Genomic DNA, 25933 nt, shown 5'->3' with positions numbered 1-25933 from the left:
GACTGAGACCCCAGTATAAGGGTGTAAAGAGATCTCAGAGGTCAACATCCGACGGCGCGATGCGTTCTCGGATGCCATTTTGGTTTGTTTGTTATGTAGCAATGAGGTAGATAATGTTTGAATCCTTACAAGAGCGGCTTGGCTCTATACTGTCTCATTTGACAGGGCGTGGAGCTTTGTCGGATCAGGATGTAGCAACAGCGCTGCGCGAAATTCGGCGTGCTTTATTAGAAGCTGATGTTGCACTTGATGTCGCGCGTTCTTTTACCGATAGGGTTCGTGAAAAAGCTGTTGGGGCTGAGATTGTTAAATCAATTAAGCCTGGTCAGATGGTTGTTAAAATTGTTCATGATGAACTGGTCAATATACTTGGAGGTGAAGGCGCTCTAAGTGATTTAAATGCACCAGCACCCGTTGTTATCATGATGATTGGTTTGCAAGGGTCCGGAAAAACAACCACGACAGCAAAGTTTGCAAAGCGTTTAACCGATAAACACAATAAAAAAGTTCTTATGGCGTCATTAGATACACGCCGTCCTGCGGCGCAGGAACAATTGCGTCAACTAGGAGAACAGGCAAAACTTGCAAGTTTGCCTATTATTGCGGGGCAATCTCCCGTCGATATCGCATCGCGTGCGGTACAAGCAGCCAAATTGGGCGGTTATGATGTGCTGATTCTTGATACCGCAGGCCGTAACCACATTGATGAAGCTTTGATGCTTGAATTGGCTGAAATTAAAGCTTGTGCACTTCCCTATGAAATTATGTTGGTTGCCGATAGTCTTACCGGTCAAGATGCTGTTCATCTTGCACGTTCTTTTGATGAACGGGTGGGAATTACAGGAATTATTTTAACACGTATGGATAGTGATGGCCGCGGCGGTGCTGCTCTTTCAATGCGTGCTGTTACAGGAAAGCCAATTAAAGCAATCGGAACCGGTGAAAAAATAGATGCTTTGGAAGAGTTCCATCCCAGCCGTATTGCCGATCGTATTCTCGGAATGGGCGATATCGTTTCTTTGGTTGAAAAAGCTGCTGAAACAATGGATCAGGAAAAGGCAGCCGCTTTTGCAAAAAAAATGAAAGCTGGAAAATTTGATCTCAATGACCTTGCAGAACAATTGCAGAAAATGAAAAAACTTGGGGGAATGGGCGGCATTATGGGAATGTTGCCGGGCTTGGGTAAGGTAAAAGATCAGATTGCTGCCGCTGGACTTGATGATCGTTTGTTTAATCGTCAATTGGCTATTATTTCATCAATGACACCCCTAGAGCGTGCTAATCCAGAGCTTTTGAAACATAGCCGTAAACAACGAATTGCTAAGGGGTCTGGTACAAGTGCTGCTGATATTAATAAGCTTTTGAAAATGCACCGCCAAATGGCTGATATGGTGAAAGCCATAGGAGGTAAGGGAAAAGGCGGTTTGATGGGAAAAATGTTGGGAGGACTTGGTTCTAAAATGGGGTTTGGTGGAAATCCTGGAACCCCCCCCGATTTGTCAGGGTTTGATCCAAAGCAACTCTCAACACTACAAAAACAAATTGAAAGTGGTAATGGTGGGAAAGTCTTACCTGGTCTTCCAAGCCGGGGCTCTCCATTTCCTGGTCTTTCTAATGGTACTGCCGATAGTGGAGGGAAATTTTCTCAACGATTCCCAAAAAAATAAGATACAAAGAGGGAAAAAAGTATGATGGAGAAAAAAATATTGGACGAATTAGCGTGTTTACGAGCGTCCATTGATAATTTCGATGCAACGTTGATTCATATTTTAGCAGAGCGTTTTCGTTGTACAAAAGCAGTTGGACACTTAAAAGCGCGTTATGATTTTCCTACAGTAGATCCTTTGCGTGAGCAACATCAGGTAGCGCGTTTGCGGCAATTAGCTATAGACAGTCATCTTGATCCCGATTTTGCAGAAAGATTTTTAAAATTTATCATTAAAGAAGTTGTACATCACCATGAAGTTATTGCTAAAGAGCAAAAAACAAAACAAGTCATTTTAAACGAAAGCCAGAGCTGAAAATAGGAGAAAAATATGGCATTGAAAATTCGTTTGTCCCGTGGAGGTTCAAAAAAGCGCCCTTACTATCATATCGTTGTTGCAGATGTTCGCAGTCCGCGCGATGGGAGATTTCTTGAGCGCGTTGGTGCATGGGACCCAATGTTGCCTAAAGATGGACCGCGTGTAAAACTTGATGAAGAGCGTATCCAGTATTGGCTTGGTCAAGGGGCTCAGCCAACAGATCGCGTCTTGCGGTTTTTGGATGCAGCTGGCTTGAAAAAGCGTCCGATTCGCAATAATCCACAGAAAGGGGAACCTGGTAAAAAGGCACAAGAGCGCATAGCCGCAGCAAAACAAGCTGCTGAAGAAGCGGCTGCTTCAGCAGCAGAAGCATGATTATTCTCAAACATAATCAAGCGTGCTTTGAGGTTTTTATAGAAAATGGCGACTCTTACCTGTTTTTATAAAAAACAGATTTTTCTTGGAGCGTGGTTGTTTTTTTAAAAAGAATCAACGTGAGACTCTCAAAAGTCAATAGCGCGGCCTTTAATTTCCCAATCTCCATAGCGTGAAGGGTCTTTGCCGCCGCGTCCTCCATTTTCTAAAGGTTTGTCTTCATTTATTTCACGTCTACGCCGTTCTTCAGCTTCATCTAAAGCGCGTTTTGCTTCGGGAGAAAGGGGCTGCTGTTTACAGGCGTTTGTGTTTATTTTGCTTGTTTTTTTATCTGTTTTGTCCATTTTATACCTCACTTCCATTGAAGAAGCCGAAAGAAAACCCCATCATATAGAAATGATTGACTTTTATCATGGAGTTTTTTGAGTAATGAACATAATGCGTACGGCCATGCTTTTGGCTTTTATGACCGCTCTTTTTATGGGAGTTGGTTTTCTGATTGGAGGGGGCAATGGCATGGTCATTGCACTTTTGATAGCGAGTGGTTTAAACTTTTTTTCTTATTGGAATTCGGACAAAATCGTTTTGCGCATGTATGGTGCGCGTGAAGTTGATCACCATTCGTCACCCGTTTATTATAAGATTGTAAGTGAGTTAGCGCGAAAAGCTTCTCTTCCTCAACCAAAAATTTATGTTATTGAGAGTGCGCAGCCAAATGCTTTTGCTACGGGACGTAACCCTCAAAATGCAGCTGTTGCTGCCAGTACCGGGTTGTTAGAGCGATTGAGTGCAGAGGAAATTGCAGGGGTTATGGCGCATGAGCTCGCACATATTGAGCATCGTGATACCTTAACAATGACTCTGACTGCAACAATCGCTGGAGCAATTTCGATGCTTGGTAACTTTGCTTTTTTTATGGGGGGACAGCGTAATTCTTCGGAACATTCTCATGGTGCTGGGGCAATTGGGAGTATCATTGCTCTGTTTGTTGCACCTTTTGCAGCAATGCTGGTGCAAATGGCTATTAGCCGTACGCGTGAGTATGCTGCTGATCGGCGGGGTGCTGAAATATGTGGTAATCCCTTATGGTTGGCTTCGGCGTTGCGTAAAATTGCGGGCGGCGGACATACGGTTTACAATGAAGAAGCAGAACATAATCCCGCAACAGCACATATGTTTATTATCAATCCCTTGAGTGGGGAGGGGGCTGATAGCCTTTTTTCTACACATCCAGCGACAGAAAATCGCATTGCTGCTCTTCGCAGGCAAGCAGAAGAAATGAATGGAGCAATGGTCAACAATATAATATGGAATGAAGAAGGTGGTTGGCATGAAAAAAACATGGGCTTAAGCTATGAAAATTTGGAGCGTAGTGCTAAGAATATGCCAGATAGTCAGGAAAAAAATGTTTTTCAGCGAAGCACAAAACGTCCTTCTTGGCTTCGTTATGAAGATTCAAAAAAATCTCGATCATAAAGCTCTTTAGGGCGCAAAGGCATAAAGGTTATTGTTTTGAAACACGAGAAAGTGGGGCGTGTCTCTGAAAAAAATATTCCAGGATTAGCTGTTCGGCAGGTGTGTGTTCGTCTTTTAGGGGCGGTGCTTGATAAGCACGCATCTCTGTCTGGTTTGACGGATAATGAGCACGGACATCCACAATATTTAGGGCTTTTGCATCGGGATCGTTTGTTATGCCGCGCTATTTTGGGAGCGGCATTACGTCATCGGGGGCAGATTACAGCTGCCTTATCACGCTTTTTGACACGGCCTTTGCCCCAACAAGCTTTCTCACTGCAGCATCTTCTGCATATCAGTGTTGCGCAAATTCTTTATCTTGATATCCCCGATCATGCTACGATTGATTTAGCCGTGCGTGTGGCTAAAATTGATCCCCGTATGCGCCGCTTTTCAGGAGTTGTGAATGCTCTTTTACGCAATATTGCACGTGAGGCGGGTGTGTTACGTCAGCAAGCTCCTGTCATGGAAGGGGTTCCAGCGTGGTTTGGACAGCTGCTAGTGTCAACTTATGGAGCAGAAAAAGCTGATCAGATTTTAGCAATGCAAACTCTTGAACCACCTCTCGATTTGACAGTCAAATCTGATAGTGTTGGGTGGGCTGAACAGCTGGGGGGTGTTGTTTTGCCCAATGGTTCTGTTCGGCTGAGCAGTTTGGATTGTGCTGTTTCTGATTTAATAGGCTATAAGGAAGGGGCTTGGTGGATTCAGGATTTTGCAGCAGCGTTGCCTGCTTGTTTATTCGGGAATATTCAGGGTAAACGAGTTGCTGATCTTTGTGCAAGCCCTGGGGGAAAAACGGCGCAACTTGCTTTGCAAGGAGCTGATGTGACAGCTGTTGATATGTCCGCTAATCGATTAAAACGTTTAAAGGAAAATATGAAACGGCTTCATTTTTCAGTCCGTACTTGGCAGGGAGATGTAAGAAATTTTCATCCCGACCAGCTTTTTGATGCTGTTCTTCTCGATGCTCCTTGTTCTTCTACAGGAACGATACGTCGTCATCCGGATATTTTATGGACAAAATCAATGGACGATGTCGTCAAGTTAGCTGCATTGCAATATGATTTGCTTTTGGCGGCAATTGCTTTGGTGAAAAAAGATGGACGCATTGTTTTTTCTAATTGTTCACTGGCAAGAGAAGAAGGTGAAGATCTGGTTGAGAAAATTTTATCAATACGCCATGACATTGTTTTAGAGCCTATTTGTGAAGAAGAGATGGGTGCACTGGCGCATTTGCTCTCTTCTGCGGGGACTTTGCGCACAACGCCTGCAGACTTTTGTCATAAAAATTTTGATGCTGAGAGAAAAATGTTGTTAGGAATGGATGGTTTTTTTGCGGCGCGTTTCCGAAAAGTGGCTTAATTAACGGTTCATTTACTAAAATGGTCGAAGTTGTGTTCGATTGAGCATATACGGAGATGAGATTGTGGCGGTTGCGGTAAAAGGTCCTCAGGTAAAGACGTCAACATTTATAGACATGGCGCATCAATTTATGCGGCGTTTATGGGTTGGACCACTGTTTCGTTGGCGGTTTTCGGGGTTTCGTCCTCATAAAATTTTAGCGCACCCCATTGATTTGCACTTAGCTGATCCGATGATGGCCCATGAATTTTACCACGGCCGTTTTGCTTTTGCTGGTCATATTGTTCACTCCGGTGCTGTTTCTCCTTTTTCATTAGTTTCACCAACGCCAGAATGGGAAGCGGCTCTTCATGATTTTCATTGGTTGCGACATATGGCGGCAGCAGACAGTAATTTGGCAGCAGCGCATGCGCGCGCGCTCTTAGAAGATTGGCTTGATCAGTGTGGTAAAAAAGTAAAAGGGTTGCCTTGGGGTGGGCCGGTTGTGGCACGGCGTTTGATTTCGTGGATTTGTCATTCGAAAATGTTATTAGAAGGGGCAAGTGAGCGGTTTGAAAAGCGTTTTTTGCGTGCGCTTGGTTTCCAATTTCGTTATTTACGCATAGCGATTTGCGGTATGGAACACGATGATCAGCGTTTACACGCAGCAGCGGCTTTGACATTCGCATCTCTTGCTCTGCCGGTGTCGGCGACAATAAAAAGAAAGGTGCAAACCATTCTTGCAGAGGAGCTTTCGCGTCAGATCTTGGTCGATGGTGGACATATTTCGCGTAGTCCTGTCATTTTGCTTAATTTATTATCAGACTTATTATCGTTACGTCATCTTTTTATGCATAGTAATGAAACAGCACCGCGTATTTTGATTGATTCTGTTGAGCGTATGTTGCCTGCTTTGCGGTTTTTTATCCATGAAGATCAAACATTAGCACATTTTAATGGGGTTGGACCTCTTGTCCCTGAACGTTTATCGGCAGTTTTAAATCTTGATGAAACAGCAGGACAGCCTTTTAGTTATGCACGGTATTCCGGGTTTCAACGTTTACAAGCTCATCAAACGACAGTACTTGCAGATACTGGCCCCTTTCCGTTACGCGCTGCTGCTGAGCATGCTTGTTCGGGCTGTTTATCTTTTGAAATGTCCTCACAAGGGAGCCGCTTTATTATCAACACGGGTGTTCATCCTTATGGGAGTGAGGCGTATCGACATTTCGGACGTGTCACCGCAGCACATTCAACGGCAACAGTTAATGATTGTTCAGTAGGTGTTTTTCGTAAAAAAAAGAGAAGTGGTGCTTCGTTTTTGCTTGGGGGACCAACAGATGTTAAAGTGCGACGTATAGAGGATTCAGAAAAAACTGGTTTTATTGCAAGCCATAATGGTTATGTGCGGCCTTTTAATCTTGTTCATGAACGCGGTCTTATTTTAGCGACAAATGGTGCAATGATTGAAGGTTTCGATCGTTTTTTTATGCCGCACAAAGGTCGGTCAAAGAGACATAAGACAGGACAAAATGAACAGAATAATGTTGCCGTTCGGTTTCATCTTCATCCGCAAGTTGAGGTCAATTTTGATGGCAGTTGTGTACGTTTAGCCGTAGGAGATGGGCAAGAGTGGTATTTTATATCACCTGACGTTGATATTTGTCTTGAAGATTCAATTGATTTTACTGGACTAACGGGACCACAACGCACACAACAGATTGTTTTGTATTTTCGCCCTGCATTCCAAGAAAAAATTCGTTGGCGCTTTACGCGTCGTTAATGGGAGCAATGTTTCGCTTCTTTGTAATACCGATAAGGGGAGCGTTATTCTTTGTGTGTTAAAAGAAAGACAGTCTATCCTTTCGGTATATTTTGATAAAGGTATGTGCTATAAATGCATTAAGCTCGTTTTTCTTGGATTTTAACCATTTTATTTTTAGGTTTTCTGTTATGGGTGTTGTTGCAAAAAATTTTCCCATACCTGATCTTCATCGGGTGCGTCGTGTTCTTCTTTCCGTGTCTGATAAAACTGGTTTGGTTGCGTTTGCACAAGCGCTTCATGCTTACGGTGTTGAATTGATTTCAACAGGTGGAACAGCTAAAGTTTTAACAGCTGCTGGTTTAGTGGTAAAAGATGTTGCTGAAGTTACTGGATTTCCGGAAATAATGGATGGGCGTGTCAAAACACTTCATCCCTTGATACATGGTGCTCTCTTAGGGGTAAGACAAAATCCTAGCCATAGAGATGCTATGGAGAACCATGGTATCCATGGAATAGATCTTTTGGTGGTGAATCTTTATCCTTTCGAAGAGACTGCCAAATCTGGGGCTGATGGACAAACAATTCTTGAAAATATTGATATCGGTGGACCGGCAATGATTCGCGCTGCGGCAAAGAATCATGCTTATACCGGTGTTATAACAGCAGTGAGTGATTATGATTTCGTTCTCGCTGAATTAAAGCAACATGATGGGTGTTTAAGCTTGTCCATGCGACGCCAATTAGCAATGCGCGCTTTTGCACACACCGCTGCTTATGATTCGGCGATAGCGGCATGGTTTGCACGGGATTTAAAAATTGAAACGCCGTCGTGGCAGAGTTTTTCTGGCCATCTTGCAAGCGTTATGCGCTATGGGGAAAATCCACATCAACAGGCGGCATTTTATCGTAATAATGAGAAACGTTTTGGTGTGGCAACAGCAAAACTTTTGCAAGGTAAAGCACTCTCTTATAACAATATGAATGATACAGATGCGGCGTTTGAACTCGTGGCAGAATTTGATCCCCAAAGAACTGCTGCTGTTGCTCTTATTAAGCATGCCAATCCTTGTGGTGTTGCAGAAGGGAAGAATTTAAAAGAAGCTTATTTGAAGGCTCTTCTGTGTGATAGTGTCTCGGCGTTCGGTGGGATTATTGCTTTAAATCAACCCCTTGATGAAGAATGTGCTGAAGAAATTATCAAAATTTTCACGGAAGTGATTATTGCTCCTGATGCAACAATGGGAGCACAGGAAATCATTGCGAGGAAAAAAAATCTTCGTTTGTTGATAACAGGTGGTTTACCTGACCCACGTGGCGCAGGGCTTATTGCCAAAACGCTTGCGGGTGGAATTTTAATACAGTCGCGTGATAATGCCGTTGTTGATGATCTTAATTTGCAAGTGGTGACAAAGCGGGCACCAAGTCAAGAGGAAATGCGTGATCTTCAATTTGCTTTTCGCGTGGTAAAACATGTCAAATCAAATGCTATTGTGTATGCCAAAAATAGTGCAACTGTTGGGATCGGTGCCGGACAGATGAGTCGTATTGATTCAGCAAAAATTGCTGCGCGTAAAGCTGAAGAAAGTGCACAGAGAGCAGGTTTAACGGAACCCCTAACAAAAGGATCAGTTGTCGCATCGGATGCCTTTTTTCCTTTTGCAGATGGCTTATTGGCGGCTGCTGAAGCGGGTGCAACAGCGGTTATTCAACCGGGAGGATCTATGCGTGATGAAGAAGTCATTGCTGCAGCCGATGCACATGGTTTAGCCATGGTTTTTACGGGTGTGCGGCATTTTCGCCATTAGCGATTTATTCTTAGTCGTTGGTCCTTTCGAACAAGAGCGCACAGTGGCATAGCTAACATGTACCGGCTTTAAAAGAGACATATCTGGTTGCTCTTAAGTTCATTTCATGGTCGTATTTGTGAATGGTATAATGCGAGATTCACTGTGCACAACGACCTTTTCGTCTATGAAGGTGTAAGCCAACACTGTCATACTATTTGTCAGCTCCCAATATTGCTGCTGCTTTTGTATTGAGATAGTTTTTTCTCCATTCATTGATCCCGCTTGTAATGTGCAAGCGAACGGTTTCTTTTACTTCAGTAAGTGGGTTTTAAATGAAAGACTCTTATTGTATTCGGGGAGCATATTTAAGAGGGAAAACAATAAACTATCATTATATATCAGTATGTTGTGCTTTTTGAACAAGATGCGTTTCTCGTGTTGTAAATGCATGCCAGTTATGCAGTTATAGCACAACTCTTTTTTGTAATTTGCTCTATCTTATATAGCATTAGGTGTAACATAAGGTTTGAGTAAAAGTTATGAATATTCTGCGTTCCTATAGTAATTGGCGTCGTTATCGCCGGACGGTTAATGCATTAAGTCATCTTTCAGCTTATGAACTCAATGATCTTGGTATTAATCGTGGTGATATCGATTCGATCGCGCGGCATGTTTCGCGTAGGTCTCATTGATTTTTAAATGCACGTTTAACAGCACGTTTTATCGTGGGTTATCATGGGGGGGCGTGCAGGCGGCTGTGAGAGGTGAGTGAGTTTATTAAAAGAGGGGGATATGTCTTTTGATAAGCTTGCTGTTGTTTTTGAAAGCAGTCAAGTGTATGATATTTTAGTATGTAACTTGATAGACCTTATAAAAAGATAAGCTTTTTAAGTTTTTAAGTAAGATGCTCAACTCCTTTAAAAGGGGCAAGAGTGTTTTGGTGTCCACCTTTTTATCTCAAAGATCTAAATTTGAAGCGAGAGCTTTTCTTCATCAAAAATGAGATATTAAATCCATTTTATCTTTTTTGTCGTAGCAGAAAAAGAGAGGCACTTAAAACGCCGGCTGCCAAGATAAACCACGTGATAGCATAGACAAGATGATTGTTTCGGAAGTGTACAACAGTGAGACCAGCCATGGGCAGATCTTGTTGCGTAGCTGTTTTTTTCCCAGCATCAATGAAATAAGGAGCAACAGTTGAGAGACCAAGTTTTTGTGCCATAGCGGGGAGATCGCGTGTATACCATAGATCATTATCAGGATTATTTTTACGTGGGAAAAAGCCATTTTTTTCGCTCATGCGCAATAAACCTATGATTGTGGTTTGCTCTGTGTTTGTAGAAGAATCTTGATAAAGTGAGTCATTTGTGTGTGATGGATTTGGGTTTTGAAAGTTGTTGCGCGCGTCCATGGGGATAAAACCACGATTGATAAAGGTCAGTGCATTATCGGCTGTTTGTAAAGGGGTTAAAACCCAATAGCCGGTAGTCTCTTTAGCAACAGCCGTGACTAAAATATTTTTATCTTTTAGAAATTTTCCTGTGATGACGACAGGTCGATACTCATCTTTCTCAAAAGTAACGTGCTTCCATTGATTTTTTTTGGGTGCTTTGACGGGGGGCAAATGAATACGTTGATGAACGCTGGTGATAAGATTGGTTTTCCAGTTTAATCGTTGTATTTGCCATACACCTAGTGCACTAAAGAGAAGAAAAAAACACACACATAAAATGGCGAATAGAAGAGAAGAAAAACGTATGTGCTTTTGTTGAAGCTCTGTCATGGAGTGATCTGGTTTGCTCATGATTAACGCTTTCTTTTAGCATGGGTATGCTTCCTTTTAACATGGTTGAGCATTAAAAAAAACATTTTGTACGCCTTGATTTAAGGAAAAAGATTGAGAAAATTAGTAATAGGGGAGGCAAAAGATTGTACAAAACACTTGACCTTTTGTTATCGACACCCTATTAAAAACACAACCTCCTAATGATACCCCTTCAGGGCAGTGTTGTGCGTTTTTGCGCTTTATCTGTTTTATGGGGATTGGGATTTGAGAGTTTCTTAGAGTTTAAAGGTGAAGTTTATGTCTCGTGCCTGCGAATTGACAGGAAAAGCGGTTCAGTATGGCAATAATGTTAGTCATGCAAACAATAAGACCCGCCGTCGTTTTTTACCAAATCTTTGCAATGTAACGTTGATTTCGGAAGTGTTACAGCAAAGTTACCGTTTGCGCGTTTCGGCCAGTGCTCTGCGTTCTGTAGAACACCGCGGTGGTCTTGACAGCTTTTTAGTTAAAGCCGATGATAAGGAATTATCGCAACGTGCACGTTTGTTAAAACGTCAGATTGTTAAGAAAAAGGCTGAACAAGCAGCAGCGTAATCGCTTTTGTTTGTCATCAAACTGGATTGTTCGCTCCCATTTAAGGGAGAGTTGTTTTTTGGCTTTTTATTTTTTAATTGTTGCATGTGATTGTGGTTCCTATACCCTAGGTTAAAAAAATGTCTTCAGAGCATGGTTTTTTATTAGCAAAGCAAAAGAAAAAGCATATTGCCTTTTCTATCTTTGCAATGTGCTTTGCTGTGACGGCGTCTAATATTCTGGTTCAATATCCCGTTTACTGGTTTGATTTAAATGAGATTTTGACATATGGTGCTTTTACCTATCCGTTTGCTTTTTTGATTAATGATTTGACCAATCGTTTTTATGGTCCAGCTGCAGCGCGACGTGTGGTTTATGTTGGTTTTTTCGCGGGTGTTTTTGTTTCTTGGATTTTGGCTACTCCGCGGCTTGCAATTGCTTCTAGTTTGGCATTTTTATTTGGGCAGCTTCTCGATATTGTTGTTTTTACTCCTTTACGGCGTAAAACATGGTGGAAAGCACCTTTAGCAGCAGCGTTGGTCGGCTCAGCTTTGGATACTGCTTTATTTTTTGCTCTTGCTTTTTCTAACTCTTTTGCCTTTATCGATCAGATGACAGGTTATGCTAATAGCTCACTCGTGGAGAGTACCGTTTTCTTCGGACTTGAGATTCCTGTTTGGCTCTCACTTGCTTTTGGCGATTTTTCGGTAAAAATTGTTATGAGCTTGTTGATGCTCATTCCTTATGGAACAATTCTTAGCAGTTTAAAGATCCCTCTTTACCCAAGCGCTCCAAAAGGACATCCGTAATTTGATTTGTAACGGGTAACAATATTATTCTTTTATGTTCCTAGGTTCAGTGTAATGCATTTTCTCATTGTAGGATGATTAAAGAATAGGTTAGCAATCCCATAAAAAAGAAGATTTTTTATCCAATTTCTAGAAGGTACATCTGAAGTAAATTGATTCTCTTGAAGAAGCTTTTGATAGCGTGCTGCTCTTAAGAATCTTCATCATTGTTTCGCTGTGTTTTCTTATTTGAGCAGGAAAGAAGGACAGAAGATGCAATTTTGTTTTCTCATCCTAACTCTTCATGCGTTTGGACATAACCTTTATTCGCAATAGTTTGTGTATTTTCATCCCCTTCAACAAGTGAAGGTGTTTGAGGTCATCATACTTCAGTTTTCCAGAGTGAAAAGAAAATAGAAAGATGTTCCTTAAAAAATCTACCACCGCCTGATACTTCAAGGTGAATCTTCCTGTTTTTCTCAACATTTTTCTTTCATGCTGATCTCTATAAGTTTGGCACCGGAATGAATCCGAACAAAGGTGGTATCAATCTTCATAGTTTGATTCTCATATTTCATGGTTATTGATAAACTGTTCCGAAATCGGATATGAGATCTATTGCTGACACTAGGAGTTATAAGGTTTAGGGATATGAGACCATTCGTTTGAGGTAAATGGAGTTCCTCATTATTAAACTTAAACTTCCATTCTTAAACACCATGAAGGCTTTTAAAACGACGGTAAGGGTTCGAGTTCTTATACGTATGAGAGAAACTTATCTTCGATGAAGGGTAAATTTTGCCAACTCTTAGCACTTTATGTCATATTTTATTCTAGTAACATCGATGTTCTTTACAAATTGAACGTTCTCACAATTCACTTTTTATTGTAAATTATCAGATGTACAGTACTTAAAATAAAGAGGATTTTATATAGTGTTCCGTTAGAGCAGCATTTTAGAGATATGATCGCTAGAGGTATTTTGTATCATTATATGCTTCCAATGTTTTAAATTTAGTCTTTTGAGAAGGCTTTTTCTTAAAATTTTTTATAAGAACGAGGCTTGGTATTACTGAAGAGCGCTGCTAATTGTTTTGTTATAGCGTTGGCGAGTTCTTCAGCATTCATAATTGTTACAGCGTGTTGATAATAGCGTGTGACATCATGACCAATTCCAATGGCAATGAGTTCTATAGGTGAATGTGTTTGGATTTCTTGAATCACTGCGCGCAAATGTTTTTCAAGATAATTGCTGGAATTAACGGATAGTGTTGAATCGTCAACTGGGGCTCCATCAGAGATGACCATGAGAATGCGACGCTGTTCGCGCCGTGATAAAAGACGTTGATGCGCCCAAATAAGGGCTTCACCATCGATATTTTCTTTCAACAGTCCTTCTTGCATCATCAAACCTAAATTCCGTCTTGCTCGACGCCACGGTGTATCGGCACTTTTATAGATGATATGACATAAATCATTAAGACGCCCAGGATTATGGGGTTTGTTTTGGGTAAGCCATTTTTCGCGTGATTTTCCCCCTTTCCAAGCTTTTGTGGTAAAACCCAAAATTTCAACTTTAACCCCGCAACGTTCAAGCGTTTGCGCTAAAATATCTGCACAACTTGCTGCAACAGTAATCGGGCGTCCGCGCATTGATCCTGAATTATCAATGAGGAGTGAAACAACTGTATCCCGAAATTGGGTGTTGCTTTCCATTTTAAAAGAAAGTGGTTGCGTTGGATCAATAATAAGGCGTGGAAGTCTTGCTGTATCGAGATATCCTTCCTCGAGATCAAAATGCCAACTGCGATTTTGTTGTGCCATTAGGCGGCGTTGTAGGCGGTTTGCTAAGCGCCCAACAATGCTTTGGAGATGATTAATTTGCTTATCAAGGCAATGGCGTAGGTGATCCAATTCGCTTTCAGAACAAAAATCGGTCGCTTCCAAAACTTCGTCAAATTGACGGATGAAAACTTTATAATTGCTAAGCCCTTCCATTTGTTCTGAAAGAGCAAGAGGGCGTTTGGATTTGCTCGGTTTTTCTTGTCGAAGGCTCTCTTGCTCTTCTTCGATTATATCATCATCGCTTGTTTTTGTTGCTTGCGTTTTTCCTTCGTCTTTCTCATCACTTTCTTGTTCAGTTGTTGTTTGTTCTTCACTTTGGGGGTGTTTTTCGTTTTTGCTCTCTTCTTCCGCTTGGTTTTGAGGCTCACTCCCGTTTGTTAACTTTTTGTTGTTTGCACTGTCAGAATCTTCTTCTTCTAGTTGGATTGCCATTTTGAGTGTAACAAGCATTTGACGAACAATCCGTGCGAAAGCGCGTTGATTATGAATATGATGTGTCAGCTCGTTCAGTTCTGCTGCGGCTTTTTCTTCAATTGCGTGACGCCATAATTCTAAGACAGGTCCAGCTTCTTTTGGGGGAGGGCGCGCTGTTATTTTTTCACGCAATAAAAGCGCAATTGCTTCTTGAATGGGCGCCTCACTTTGGGTGTTAATCTTGTGATAATGCGCTCTTTGATATTTATCCGCTAGCATACTATCAAGATTTTTTGCAATTCCTTCCATGGCTAAAGTGCCGATTGTTTCAATACGTGTTTGCTCAAGAGCGTCAAAAACAGCACGTGCTTCTGATTCTATTGGAGCAAATTGTGCGTGAATGTTGCTATCATGCCATGCTTTGCGCAAAGCCATGGAATCGCCTAGTCCGCGGGTAACGGTTACGTCTTTATCTGTTGCGTGTTGTGGTAGTTCCGGTAAACGCGCATAGTTTTCGCTCAAAGACGGTCTGTTGTGACTAAAAGTAACTTCAAGGTTGTTGGTGCCTGCAATTGCACGGATACAGGTGGAAAGTGCTTTTTTAAAAGCTTCAGTATCAAGGGTACTGTTAGAAACGCCGTTTTTCAGACTTTGACTGTTATCGCCAACCTTTGTGGCCATGATTGACGTATCCCTTAAGGCAAGACACCATGAATGAGTGATTCAGGAAGCTCTTGTCCAAAGGCACGTTGATAGAATTCTGCGACAGTGGCACGTTCGAGTTCATCACATTTATTGAGAAAGGTTAACCGAAAGGCAAACCCAACATCTTGAAAAATGGTGGTGTTTTCTGCCCAATGAATGACGGTACGTGGGCTCATGACTGTTGAAAGATCCCCATTGATGAAAGATTGGCGTACCATATCAGCAACATGCACCATTTTTGAAATTGTCTTTTTTCCCTCAACTGTCTGAAAGGATTTAACCTTTGAACAAACGATAGCAACTTCTTTATCATGCGGTAAATAATTTAATATCGTCACAATAGACCAACGGTCCATTTGAGCCTGATTGATTTGTTGTGTACCATGATAAAGCCCTGTCGTATCACCAAGACCAATGGTGTTTGCGGTTGCAAAAAGACGAAATGCTGGATGAGGCGCAATGACACGGCTTTGATCAAGTAAGCTCAGTCGTCCAGAGGATTCAAGAACGCGTTGAATAACAAACATGACATCAGGTCGACCAGCGTCATATTCATCAAAAACGAGAGCAATATTGTTTTGATAGGCCCATGGTAAAATGCCCTCTTTAAATTCTGTGATTTGCAGCCCGTCTTGCAAAATAATAGCGTCTTTTCCTACAAGATCGATACGACTAACGTGACTATCGAGATTAATTCGAATACAAGGCCAGTTGAGACGTGCAGCAATTTGTTCAACATGTGTTGATTTACCCGTTCCGTGATAGCCGGAGACCATAACACGGCGGTTAAATGCAAAGCCCGCTAGAATCGCTAACGTTGTTTGTTGATCAAAAAGATAATTGGGATCTAAATCAGGAACATGGGGACTTTTTGTGCTAAAAGCAGGCACTTTTATATCTGTCTCAATATTGAACAGATCACGAGCATAGACTGTGATATCGGGTACGTTTTCGGCTGTAAGCTTCGTTTTTGTCATCGTTTTTTTTTGGAAGAAGTACGCTGTTTATTTTTATTCGTCAGAAAACGATACAGGAGTTAGAGCACTTATGCAATGCTCTATAAAAGGTGCTTTACTCTATGTTCCAGAATATCTTGAAAAACAATAATGCTTTAGATGAAAAAAAGCGCGTATGAGTATGCGCTTCATTTTAACACAAACCAGATTTTTTTAATAAATTATAAGCGTGCAAGACATCGCGAAAGCGTTCTTCTGAAGAACGGTTGCCACCATTGGTGTCAGGATGGTGTTTTTTTACCAATTCTTTATATCTTGTTTTGATATCTTCAGCTGAAGCATTTGCTTGCAAGCCTAATGTATCAAGAGCTTTTGCTTCTAAGGGCTTCAATTTTCGCGAAAAACTATTGGTTGAGTGACGTTGAGTGAACAGAGTGAAGGGGTCACGCATACGGTTTTGATAAGCAGCTGTTCCGGAGCGAATTTTCGCATAGTTGGCAGCTGTCTTTTTCGATGCGCTATTGCTAAAATCAGTAGGCCATGTAGGACGATGTCCTGTCAGAGCATCTTTTTGGAATTTTGCAATATCTTTATCGCTAAGGCCAGAGAAGTAGTTAAAGTTTTTATTATAAGCACGCACGTGATCAATACAAAAGTGCAAATATTGCCCTTCATGATTCCGACCTGCTGGTGCTCTGTGGGTTCCTGCTTTTTCACAGCCTTCCCATTGGCACTGCTGTTCTTGTGATTCAGCTTGTGCTTTTTTATTGGAGCTGATCCGAATTGAGTCGAATAATTTAGATGTTATTGCCATATTTCTAGGTTTATGCAAAATCAGACAGTTTTACAAGAATTGACTTTTGAAAAATTTGTTTTCACACTTATTTGATAATAAAAATGCTCATTAATGCGTTCATTTTGTGAAGGAACAAAAATGTCTATGACAATTCAAACAATAATCAAGATGAAACTCCAAGACGCTTTTCATCCTCAGAAACTTGAGGTGATTAATGAGAGTCATCTTCATGCGGGGCATCGTCATGATGAGCACGCTTTTGATGGTAAAGGAGAAACGCATTTTCGGGTGAAAATTCTGTCTTCTTCTTTTTCAGGTATGACGCGCGTAGAGATACATCGGGAAATTTATAAAGTTTTACAGAAAGAGTTGGCAACATGTGTTCATGCTTTGGCGCTTGAGGTTGAATCTGTTTAATTTAATGCAGTTTTTAAGCGCGGGGGTGTGCTTTTTGATAAATTTCCAACAAGTGGTCTGTATCCACATGGGTATAGGCTTGTGTGGTGGAAAGACAAGCATGACCAAGAAGTTCTTGAATGGTGCGCAAATCTCCTCCGCGTGACAAAAGATGAGTCGCAAAAGAATGGCGAAGTGTATGAGGTGTAGCAGTTTCTGGTAATCCCAAGTGAGCGCGTAAATTCCGAACAGCGCGTTGAATAATGGCGGGATGCAAGACGCCACCTCGAGCCCCACGGAACATTGGTTGATCGTCCACTAAAGGATATGGACAGCATTTGAGATAATTCTGTATTGTTTCAGAAACGATTTTGATGAGGGGGACAAGCCGTGTTTTTCCCCCTTTTCCAGTGATAAATAAACTTGTTTTTTGCGGATCAGAAAATTGTTCTGGTGTGAGGCTTAAGGCTTCTGATATTCGCATTCCACAGCCATAAAGGAGCATTAAGACAGCAGCATTACGCGCGATGATCCATGCTTCATTTTCTTGTTGATTTTCTTGTTTGACTACATGAAGTGCGGAATTTATCGCTAAAGGTTTTGGCAGCGATTTCGGTTGTTTCGGAGTTCGGACAAGCTTAGCAGAAGGGACGTTGACGATCCCTTCGCGGGATAAGTAGCGGAAAAAAGAACGTAAACCTGCCATACCTCGACTTAAAGAGCGAGCACTTATATTGTGTGTACGACGATAAGCCAAATAAGCGCGTAGGTCAGTAACGCGCAAATTGGCAAGATCATTAAAGGTTGGCTCATTCCCTAAATGTTGACAGAGAAAAGACAAAAACTGTCGTGTATCACGCTCATAGGCTTGTGCCGTTTGTGTAGCCATACGACGCATTTGTACAAGACACTCCAGCCAATTTTTCCTCGCGGCTAATACGCTAGGATCAGCTGGAATCAGCGGTATATTTTTGTCTTTTCTACTATCATTTTTTCTGGGCATTTTTCGTGGGCATTTCTAATTGAGGGTCTCTTTCTTTTTCGGTGCCTCATTGTCAGAGTGACCATTCTTTTTTTGTGCTTGCTCTTCATGATTGGTAATGTGTTTTTCACCTTTTAGAGAGAGTATTTTTAAGAGATTGTTTGTTGACATAAGATGTGCAAAAATCAATCCTAAAAAGCCATTTTTATGGAGTTTGGCAAGTTGATTTGCGGACAATTTATTTAGTTTTTCTTCATCAACAACCCAGAAATGCTCTAATTGCGCTGAAAGACCTTTGTCATTTTTTACATTAATTGATTTTTGGCTCAAAAGGTCCATATCCACAAGAGCGTCAATAAATTCAGCGGTTTTTTCCATAGCGATTTTAAAGCTTTCAAGAAAACGAATACGCTCTTCCATAAAAGGAGAAATAGATCCATCCGAATTAAAAAGTTCCGTGCCTGCAACTTCATTAAACATGCCAGATTGCTGATCAAAGCAAACGGAAAGTTCTTTTTCATCTTTAAATTGTGCAAGAACAAAAGGATAGCGACGAACAAAAGCTGGAACATAAGTATCTTTTTTCCAACTTTTATCAGAGGCGATGTAATCATTTTCGTCGTTAGAAAGACCTACAAGAGCCGCAGATGTATAATGCTTTTTCTTTTGTTCATCTTCTGCACACATAAATAAAATCGGATAATGGAGAGCTGCTTGAAAATACTCACTGCTTGCTAAAGGAACCCAGTGAGTATCCTTGGCAAAGGACATATCACTTGGAGGAGCAAATTTTAAATTTTTATGGGAAACTTTGTTGATTGGGGTGATATCTTTGTAAAAAAGCATAACATTTGCCATAAGACTTCTCCTTAATTAATTTGTTTTTGTTACCAAGAAAGGTCTTTTTGGAAGATTTTTATATGGCAACAAGGTTTAATAGAAAGCTACAAAATTGAAGGATTCGCTTTTAGAAGACGATATTTTACATGAAACACAAATATAATAGAGAAAAGCTGAAAAATAAAGTCTATCTTGCCGTTATTGGTCAACCTCATGGTATAAAAGGGGACGTTTTGGTTAAAGTCTTGAGTGCTGAGCCACAGCGTTTAAAGACTTATGCTGTCCTTTATGATGATAGGGGGGGGGCTTATGAAATTGTAACTCTTCGGGTGCAAAAAAATAACGCGATTGTGCGTTTTAAAGGAATTGAAGATCGCAATGCGGCTGAGTCCTTAAAAGGGATTCGCCTTTATGTTGTCCGTGATCAATTGGCTGACGATTTGATGGAAGATGAATTTTATCAAGTCGATTTAATTGGGCTTCGCGTCCAAGATTGTCACGGTCAAATCTTAGGGGAGGTGAGTGGTTTTTTTAATTTCGGAGCTGGGGACTTACTTGAAATGCGTTTGGATACGGGCAAAACTGTGCTTATTCCCTTTAGCAAGGCAGCAGTGCCGGAAATTTGTACAGCTTCGGGTTTTCTTGTGGTCGATCCAGTGGCAGCCGGTTTGCTTAGCGACGAGGAGAAAGATAAAATAGAAAACAACTTGGATTAAAAACGAGGATGAAAGAATGAAAAAATGAAGTTTCAAGCGCGCATTTTAACACTTTATCCTGAAATGTTTCCAGGTTGTTTGGGTTATTCTTTAGCAGGGCAAGCTTTAAAGCGAGGCATATGGTCGCTGGAGACAGTGCAGATTAGAGATTTTGCTTTGGATAAACACCATAGCGTTGATGATACACCAGCTGGGGGGGGGGCTGGTATGGTGATGCGGGCAGATGTCATAGCGGCTGCACTTGATAGTTGTCCACATGATTCGCCGAGGTTGTTGATGAGTCCGCGGGGGCGGCTTTTTAATCAAGCTGATGCGCGCTCTTTGGCTCTTGGTTGTGGAGTGACATTGGTTTGTGGGCGCTTTGAAGGTGTCGATGAACGAATCATAGAAGCGCGAAAATTGGAGGAAGTATCTATTGGTGATTATATTCTTTCAGGTGGAGAAACGGCGGCACTGGTTCTCTTGGATGCTATTGTACGTCTTCTCCCTGGAGTGATGGGCAATGAGATTTCTGGAAAGTGTGAAAGTTTTGAGAATGGTTTGCTTGAACACCCTCAATATACGCGCCCTGCTGTTTTTGAAGGGCGGGGTATTCCCCCCGTGTTGATGTCAGGTCATCACAAGGCTATCGCGGATTGGCGTCAACAGCAAGCCGAATTGTTAACACGTCAACGTCGCCCCGATCTTTATGCTCTTTATGATAAAAATCGTCAGAAAACTTGATTCATTTTGTAAGGTGGTGTATTGCATGGCTCTCTTTTGAGAGAACTTTTTGTGAAGGTTTTTCTGTAGTTCCAAAATTAAAATGAAGGAATGGTGTATTCGCTCCTGTGTAAAGCATAGCCTAAAGAACTCCTTTTTTATGTGTGAAAAAGCTTTTTTTGGTAAGAGTTGAGCGCTCTGACTGTTCAATAAAGAACATGAAGGATGAAAGAAATGAATATTATCGCACAGCTTGAAGCTGAACAGTGCGCAAAAATTGAAGCAAAACGCCAACTGCCAGAATTTCAAGCAGGAGATACAGTGCGTGTCATGGTGCGCGTGACAGAAGGTACGCGGACACGTGTTCAGGCTTATGAAGGGGTTTGTATTGCACGTTCAGGCGGTGGTTTGAATGAGACTTTTACAGTGCGTAAAATCTCTTATGGTGAAGGCGTTGAACGTGTCTTTCCAGTTTATTCGCCCTTGATTGAAGGTGTTGAGCTTGTGCGCCGCGGTAAGGTTCGTCGTGCGAAACTCTATTACCTTCGTGGTTTGAGAGGTAAAGCTGCGCGTATCGCTGAAAAAAGAGATCATCGGAAAAAAGCTGCAACAGTTGCTGAAGAAGTACAAGCAGACGTTACAGTGGAAACTACAAAACCAACTGCCAAATAATGCTGCTGCAGACAGAGTTTATGAAAAAGCAGCCTTTATATTGCTTTTTGTGTTATGCGTGATTCGTGTTTGTCGCTACGAGGATTTGTAGCGAAAAGGCACAGTTTTGAGTGTTCATCAAAATGTGCGCTTTTTTCTCACGATGGTTGAAGTGCAATATATGGTGGGAACATATGTCATCAATCTTTCGAAGTAGAAGTGAGTGCGGCTTGAAAAAATAGGTGTTTATGTTTGGAAACGATGTTTGACCTTTGACGTGAAGATGAAATTGTACTAAATTAAGGCAAGTTTTATGACTTGTGTCTGTAGAGCAATCGGTTTTTTTATGCGCGACCTTTAATCCGTTATTTGAGACAACCGACCTTGTGAGTGTTGACCTTTTAGATGCAAAACAAGTGGAAATGATAATGCACTTGGTTGTTTTGTATGAGTCTCGCTTATGATATGGTTGCAGTGAAAGTCAGATCGGATATTTTATGACAGAGACAACTAGAATAAAAGAGCGCCCTTGTTCCCCTCATTTAAGTATTTATCGTTGGTCCATTACTATGGCGATGTCAATTGCACATCGTATCACTGGTATGGCACTTTATTTTGGAATGGTCTTCCTTGCTATTTGGTTGATTTCAATCGCTTGTGGAGCTCAAGCATTTGAAACGGTTAATGAAATTTATGGTTCGGTGCCTGGACTTTGTATCTTGTTTCTTTATACCCTTGCTGGGGTTCATCACATGGTTGGCGGTATTCGCCATATCGTTTGGGATGTAAAACCTTGCCTTTTAGCTAAAAAAAAGGCAACGTTAACTGCTTGGGCGACAGTTTTTATTTCCCTTATCGTCACTTTCGCGATTTGGATTATTGGATATAGCATTGTCTAATTGGGGGTGGAGAGCGGTATGAAAAAAGATTTTCGAACAGAACTTGGAAAAGTGCGTGGACTTGGAAGTGCGCATGCAGGAACAGAGCATTTTTGGCTAGAACGTTTGACAGGTTTTATTAATCTGCCGCTTTTGATATTTTTTATTGTTCTTATTCTCTCACTCGTTGGAAAGGATTATAGCATTGTGCGCGCGCGGCTTGCACATCCTGTTGTTGCTATCGTTTTGGGATTGATGACTTTTTCAGTCCTTTATCATATGAAACTTGTAATGCAGGTTGTTATTGAAGATTATATTCGGCATGAAAGCGTGCGAATCTTATTTTTGGTATTGAATGTTTTATTTTGTTTCGTTCTGGGGGGAGTAATCATTTTTTCTCTCTTAAAAATTGCATTAGGGGTTTAAACAATATGGTGAGCACAGGATCGTCTCTGGGCGCTAAAGTAGGTAACGCCCCTTATCGCACCGTGGATCATAAATTTGATGTTGTGGTTGTTGGTGCAGGTGGTGCGGGTTTGCGTGCAACGCTTGGTATGGCTGAGCAAGGATTAAAAACAGCATGTATCACAAAGGTTTTTCCAACACGTTCACATACGGTGGCCGCACAGGGGGGGATTGCAGCGTCACTTTCAAATATGGGACCTGATAATTGGCAGTGGCATTTGTACGATACCGTCAAAGGATCTGATTGGCTGGGTGATACCGATGCAATGGAATATTTGGTGCGGAATGCTCCTGCTGCTGTGTACGAATTAGAACATTATGGGGTTCCTTTTTCACGTACGCAAGAGGGTAAAATTTATCAGCGGCCTTTTGGGGGACATACAACAGAGTTTGGAGAAGGACCACCAGTCCAACGCACTTGCGCAGCGGCAGATCGTACTGGGCATGCCATTTTGCATACGCTTTATGGACAGAGCCTGAAACATAATGCACAATTTTTTATCGAATATTTTGCGCTTGATCTCATCATGACTGATGGTGTGTGTACAGGGGTTGTGGCATGGAACCTCGATGATGGTACAATACACCGTTTTTCCGCTAAGATGGTTGTTCTGGCAACCGGTGGCTATGGACGTGCTTATTTTTCGGCGACATCGGCGCATACGTGCACAGGTGATGGTGGTGGAATGATCGCGCGTGCCGGATTGCCTCTTCAGGATATGGAATTTGTTCAATTTCATCCAACTGGTATTTATGGTTCCGGTTGCTTAATTACAGAAGGAGCACGTGGTGAGGGCGGCTATTTGGTCAATTCTGAAGGTGAGCGTTTTATGGAACGTTATGCGCCTTCCTTTAAAGATTTGGCTTCACGTGATTTGGTTTCGCGTTGTATAACGCTTGAAATTCGTGAAGGGCGTGGTGTTGGACCCAAAAAGGATCATATCCATTTGGTTCTCAACCATATTGATCCGGCTATATTGCATGAGCGTTTACCCGGAATCTCCGAATCAGCACGGATCTTTGCGGGTGTGGATGTGACAAAAGAACCTATCCCCATACTGCCAACGGTTCATTATAACATGGGTGGGATTCCTACTAATTACTATGGGGAAGTTCTCAATCCAACGGCTGATTCGCCTGATCGTGTTCAACCAGGTTTGATGGCAGTGGGGGAGGCTGGATGTGCTTCTGTTCATGGTGCCAACCGCTTGGGGTCAAATTCATTGATTGATCTTGTCGTGTTTGGGCGTGCTGCCGCAATTCGTGCCGGTGAAGTGATTGATCGCGATGCAGAAATTCCACCTATCAATGAGGAAGCGGTTGATGAAATTATGGCACGTTTTGATCGTTTGCGTTTTGCTCAGGGAGCAGTACCAACCGCCGTATTGCGCGAAAAAATGCAACGCACTATGCAGGAAGATGCTGCCGTATTCCGTACAGCTGAATCTTTGCAACAAGGGTGTCAGCGGATAAGTCAAATTTGGGGCGAATTGTCTGATCTTAAAGTAACAGATCGCTCACTTATATGGAATTCTGATTTGGTCGAAACATTAGAACTTGAGAATCTGATGATTAATGCAGTTACAACTGTTTATTCTGCAGAGGCACGTTTAGAAAGCCGAGGCGCTCATGCGCGTGAAGATTATCCAGAGCGTGATGATAAAAATTGGCGTCATCATACAATTTCCCGTTTATCAAAAGATGGCAAAGTGACGTTGTCATATCGACCCGTTCATGTCGATCCGTTAACATCTGAAGCAGATGGCGGTATTGATTTAAAGCGTATTGCGCCTAAAAAACGTGTTTACTAAGGGGAGAATAAATTATGGTACAAATTAAGCTTCCCAAAAATTCTCAGGTGAAAGCGGGTAAGGTTTGGCCTAAACCTGAAGGAGCTACGCAACTTACCGAATTTCATGTTTATCGTTGGTCACCTGATGATGAAGAAAATCCCCATCTGGATACCTATTATGTGGATCGCTCAGCTTGTGGTCCAATGATTCTCGATGGTCTGCTGTTTATTAAAAATCATATTGATCCAACTCTGACACTTCGTCGATCGTGCCGTGAAGGTATTTGTGGTTCGTGTGCGATGAATATTGATGGGAAAAATACTCTCGCTTGTACCAAAGGTATGGATGATGTAAAGCATCCGATAAAGGTGTATCCTCTTCCTTCTATGCCTGTTGTCAAAGATTTGGTTCCTGATTTAAAGCGTTTTTATGCGCAGCATCGTGTGATTGAACCTTGGTTGCAAACCGTTTCACCTGAGCCGGCGAAGGAATGGTTGCAAAGTTACACTGATCGTCAAAAAATCGATGGTCTTTATGAGTGTATTTTGTGTGCATGTTGTCAGACATCATGTCCTAGCTATTGGTGGAATGGCGATCGTTATTTGGGGCCTGCTATTTTGCTCCAAGCTTACCGCTGGATTGCTGATTCACGTGATGAAATGTGCGGTGAGCGTCTTGATAATTTAGAAGATCCTTTTCGGCTTTATCGATGCCATACGATTATGAATTGTACCCAAACCTGTCCAAAGGGTTTAAATCCAGCTAAGGCAATTGCTGAAATTAAAAAACTCATGGTTGAACGTCGCTTTTAAAAATTGACTGGTTACGAGGATAAAGTAAGGCAGATAAATTACGCCTCCATGTTTTCGTGCTCTTTGAGATATTAATCTATCAAAGTTTGTTGGCTTCTTATGAGGGTAACAACGTGGCTGTCGCTGCATAAAAGATAAAAAATCCTTTTGGGCAAAAGAAACATCTCATTGAGAAAATGCGTTTTAAATGTGAATAAGAAATTATATCGGAACAACATATTGATTTGTAACGATAACTTATCATTTTGCATGCCGAATGAGAATCCCGAATACAGAAAGATTCTCTCATTTCAAACCTGTTTATGTTGAATCAATCAAAACCATTCTCTTGCACGTCACAAGCGAGGTTGGTATGTGGGTAAAAGCACTTGAAGAAAGGCGTAAATATGCCTCTCATGAATGCTTGTAAATGCAAGAGCCGTCGCAACATTGGTTAATATTTTTAGATATATACAACTTTCATAGAAATTATGCTTCATCTTGATAGAATTTCATGTATATCGATCTTGCTTTCCTCATACATGAAAAATGGAAATTTTTGCTGCGTTCAGCTTACATGATTATTTTTTCTCTATTACTTGCCTGATAAAGCATAATGAATTCTTTTGTGTAATAAAAAATGCTTGGTAGACTTATTTTTCGACATGAAAAATATAATGTAACAGTGGCTTTAAAAACCGCATAAACAAAGAGATTTTGAACCACAAATTGCTTGATCAATTTCTTCAAAGGTGAAAAAATTGTTTTCATGAAAGAATATTAAATGAAGTTGTTTTCTGCTAATTTTTTTATTCTATTCGATGAATCCCAAACTTATCTTGCAGATTTTACAAGAAAAAGAATTGTATCATTGTTTTCTATATATTATCAGAGCAAAAGAGCCATAACATTCAAGGGGAGGGTTTACACAGTTTACTTGTAATCTATTTATATCTATGTAATAATACGTATTATGAATAGATTTGTTGGGATAGGTAAGGCCGCTCAAGCTTTGGGGGTTTCTATTAGCACTCTACGACGTTGGG

Annotated in this window: 26 protein-coding genes; 19 read left to right on the top strand and 7 right to left on the bottom strand. The window is 41.4% G+C overall.

All coding sequences use genetic code 11. The features are described from left to right. The first annotated feature begins 113 nt into the window (after window positions 1–113). The 3 genes from ffh to rpsP are packed head-to-tail and all read left to right on the top strand — an operon-like array spanning window position 114 to window position 2399. Window positions 114–1667, top strand: a complete 1554-nt coding sequence (gene ffh / locus ABD915_RS05105; RefSeq protein WP_345116085.1) for a signal recognition particle protein — start codon at window positions 114–116, stop codon at window positions 1665–1667. A gap of 24 nt (window positions 1668–1691) precedes the next feature. Further along, window positions 1692–2021 (top strand): chorismate mutase, encoded by a 330-nt coding sequence (locus ABD915_RS05100; protein ID WP_345116151.1) that lies wholly within the window; start codon window positions 1692–1694, stop codon window positions 2019–2021. A 15-nt stretch (window positions 2022–2036) separates the two neighbouring features. Beyond that, complete coding sequence (rpsP, locus tag ABD915_RS05095; RefSeq protein ID WP_345116082.1) at window positions 2037–2399, top strand: 30S ribosomal protein S16; 363 nt, start codon at window positions 2037–2039, stop codon at window positions 2397–2399. 128 nt (window positions 2400–2527) lie between these two features. Here rpsP and ABD915_RS05090 read toward each other — a convergent pair whose 3' ends face one another. Continuing rightward, window positions 2528–2743, bottom strand: a complete 216-nt coding sequence (locus ABD915_RS05090) for a DUF1674 domain-containing protein (protein ID WP_345116080.1) — start codon at window positions 2741–2743, stop codon at window positions 2528–2530. Between the two features lie 85 nt (window positions 2744–2828). Between ABD915_RS05090 and htpX the strand changes: the two genes are divergently transcribed. The 5 genes from htpX to ABD915_RS05065 all read left to right on the top strand — a co-directional run bounded on the left by htpX (window position 2829) and on the right by ABD915_RS05065 (window position 9502). Continuing rightward, window positions 2829–3875, top strand: a complete 1047-nt coding sequence (htpX, locus tag ABD915_RS05085; RefSeq protein WP_345116077.1) for a zinc metalloprotease HtpX — start codon at window positions 2829–2831, stop codon at window positions 3873–3875. Window positions 3876–3911: 36 nt separating this feature from the next. Further along, entirely contained in the window at window positions 3912–5279 is a 1368-nt protein-coding gene (locus ABD915_RS05080; protein WP_345116075.1) for an RsmB/NOP family class I SAM-dependent RNA methyltransferase, read from the top strand. Window positions 5280–5343: 64 nt separating this feature from the next. Further along, on the top strand, window positions 5344–7041 hold the full coding sequence (locus tag ABD915_RS05075; RefSeq protein ID WP_345116072.1) for a heparinase II/III family protein: 1698 nt from the start codon (window positions 5344–5346) through the stop codon (window positions 7039–7041). Between the two features lie 170 nt (window positions 7042–7211). Then, a complete protein-coding gene (gene purH, locus ABD915_RS05070; protein ID WP_345116069.1) occupies window positions 7212–8828 on the top strand; it encodes a bifunctional phosphoribosylaminoimidazolecarboxamide formyltransferase/IMP cyclohydrolase in 1617 nt (538 codons plus the stop codon). A gap of 521 nt (window positions 8829–9349) precedes the next feature. Continuing rightward, window positions 9350–9502 carry a DUF1127 domain-containing protein gene (locus ABD915_RS05065; protein WP_345116067.1) on the top strand — a complete coding sequence of 51 codons (153 nt, stop codon included), beginning with the start codon at window positions 9350–9352 and terminating at the stop codon, window positions 9500–9502. A 326-nt stretch (window positions 9503–9828) separates the two neighbouring features. Here the strand turns inward: ABD915_RS05065 and ABD915_RS05060 are convergent, their stop codons facing one another. Next, complete coding sequence (locus tag ABD915_RS05060; RefSeq protein ID WP_345116064.1) at window positions 9829–10614, bottom strand: SURF1 family protein; 786 nt, start codon at window positions 10612–10614, stop codon at window positions 9829–9831. A 279-nt stretch (window positions 10615–10893) separates the two neighbouring features. Between ABD915_RS05060 and rpmB the strand changes: the two genes are divergently transcribed. Continuing rightward, a complete protein-coding gene (gene rpmB, locus ABD915_RS05055; RefSeq protein ID WP_345116061.1) occupies window positions 10894–11190 on the top strand; it encodes a 50S ribosomal protein L28 in 297 nt (98 codons plus the stop codon). A 119-nt stretch (window positions 11191–11309) separates the two neighbouring features. After that, window positions 11310–11978 carry a VUT family protein gene (locus ABD915_RS05050; RefSeq protein WP_345116059.1) on the top strand — a complete coding sequence of 223 codons (669 nt, stop codon included), beginning with the start codon at window positions 11310–11312 and terminating at the stop codon, window positions 11976–11978. A gap of 1017 nt (window positions 11979–12995) precedes the next feature. Here the strand turns inward: ABD915_RS05050 and cobT are convergent. The 3 genes from cobT to ABD915_RS05035 all read right to left on the bottom strand — a co-directional run bounded on the left by cobT (window position 12996) and on the right by ABD915_RS05035 (window position 16691). After that, window positions 12996–14897: a cobaltochelatase subunit CobT gene (gene cobT / locus ABD915_RS05045; protein ID WP_345116056.1), complete on the bottom strand. Its 1902-nt coding sequence runs from the start codon at window positions 14895–14897 to the stop codon at window positions 12996–12998. A gap of 14 nt (window positions 14898–14911) precedes the next feature. Continuing rightward, a complete protein-coding gene (gene cobS / locus ABD915_RS05040) occupies window positions 14912–15898 on the bottom strand; it encodes a cobaltochelatase subunit CobS (RefSeq protein WP_345116054.1) in 987 nt (328 codons plus the stop codon). Between the two features lie 172 nt (window positions 15899–16070). Then, window positions 16071–16691, bottom strand: a complete 621-nt coding sequence (locus ABD915_RS05035; protein ID WP_345116051.1) for a J domain-containing protein — start codon at window positions 16689–16691, stop codon at window positions 16071–16073. Window positions 16692–16811: 120 nt separating this feature from the next. Between ABD915_RS05035 and ABD915_RS05030 the strand changes: the two genes are divergently transcribed. Further along, window positions 16812–17090 (top strand): BolA family protein, encoded by a 279-nt coding sequence (locus ABD915_RS05030; RefSeq protein WP_345116048.1) that lies wholly within the window; start codon window positions 16812–16814, stop codon window positions 17088–17090. Window positions 17091–17103: 13 nt separating this feature from the next. Here the strand turns inward: ABD915_RS05030 and ABD915_RS05025 are convergent, their stop codons facing one another. Further along, window positions 17104–18072, bottom strand: a complete 969-nt coding sequence (locus ABD915_RS05025) for a tyrosine recombinase XerC (protein WP_345116045.1) — start codon at window positions 18070–18072, stop codon at window positions 17104–17106. A 15-nt stretch (window positions 18073–18087) separates the two neighbouring features. Beyond that, window positions 18088–18909 (bottom strand): SapC family protein, encoded by an 822-nt coding sequence (locus ABD915_RS05020; RefSeq protein WP_345116042.1) that lies wholly within the window; start codon window positions 18907–18909, stop codon window positions 18088–18090. A 128-nt stretch (window positions 18910–19037) separates the two neighbouring features. Between ABD915_RS05020 and rimM the strand changes: the two genes are divergently transcribed. The 8 genes from rimM to ABD915_RS10270 form a co-directional block, all read left to right on the top strand. Further along, window positions 19038–19607, top strand: a complete 570-nt coding sequence (gene rimM / locus ABD915_RS05015) for a ribosome maturation factor RimM (protein WP_345116039.1) — start codon at window positions 19038–19040, stop codon at window positions 19605–19607. Window positions 19608–19631: 24 nt separating this feature from the next. After that, window positions 19632–20330 (top strand): tRNA (guanosine(37)-N1)-methyltransferase TrmD, encoded by a 699-nt coding sequence (gene trmD / locus ABD915_RS05010; RefSeq protein ID WP_345116035.1) that lies wholly within the window; start codon window positions 19632–19634, stop codon window positions 20328–20330. Between the two features lie 213 nt (window positions 20331–20543). Next, on the top strand, window positions 20544–20981 hold the full coding sequence (gene rplS / locus ABD915_RS05005) for a 50S ribosomal protein L19 (protein ID WP_345116032.1): 438 nt from the start codon (window positions 20544–20546) through the stop codon (window positions 20979–20981). Window positions 20982–21457: 476 nt separating this feature from the next. Beyond that, complete coding sequence (gene sdhC / locus ABD915_RS05000) at window positions 21458–21859, top strand: succinate dehydrogenase, cytochrome b556 subunit (RefSeq protein ID WP_345116029.1); 402 nt, start codon at window positions 21458–21460, stop codon at window positions 21857–21859. Between the two features lie 18 nt (window positions 21860–21877). Then, the gene (gene sdhD / locus ABD915_RS04995; RefSeq protein ID WP_345116026.1) at window positions 21878–22264 is read left to right on the top strand and encodes a succinate dehydrogenase, hydrophobic membrane anchor protein; all 387 of its coding nucleotides are present in this window, start codon (window positions 21878–21880) and stop codon (window positions 22262–22264) included. Between the two features lie 5 nt (window positions 22265–22269). Further along, a complete protein-coding gene (gene sdhA, locus ABD915_RS04990; protein WP_345116023.1) occupies window positions 22270–24114 on the top strand; it encodes a succinate dehydrogenase flavoprotein subunit in 1845 nt (614 codons plus the stop codon). Between the two features lie 14 nt (window positions 24115–24128). Next, entirely contained in the window at window positions 24129–24908 is a 780-nt protein-coding gene (locus ABD915_RS04985) for a succinate dehydrogenase iron-sulfur subunit (protein WP_345116020.1), read from the top strand. Window positions 24909–25860: 952 nt separating this feature from the next. Further along, the coding region (locus ABD915_RS10270) for a MerR family transcriptional regulator (RefSeq protein ID WP_486303703.1) at window positions 25861–25933 on the top strand (73 nt) is incomplete at its 3' end.

Source organism: Bartonella jaculi (assembly GCF_039543045.1).
Taxonomy (GTDB): Bacteria; Pseudomonadota; Alphaproteobacteria; order Rhizobiales; family Rhizobiaceae; genus Bartonella; species Bartonella jaculi.
This window is presented reverse-complemented; position numbering and strand designations above follow the sequence as displayed.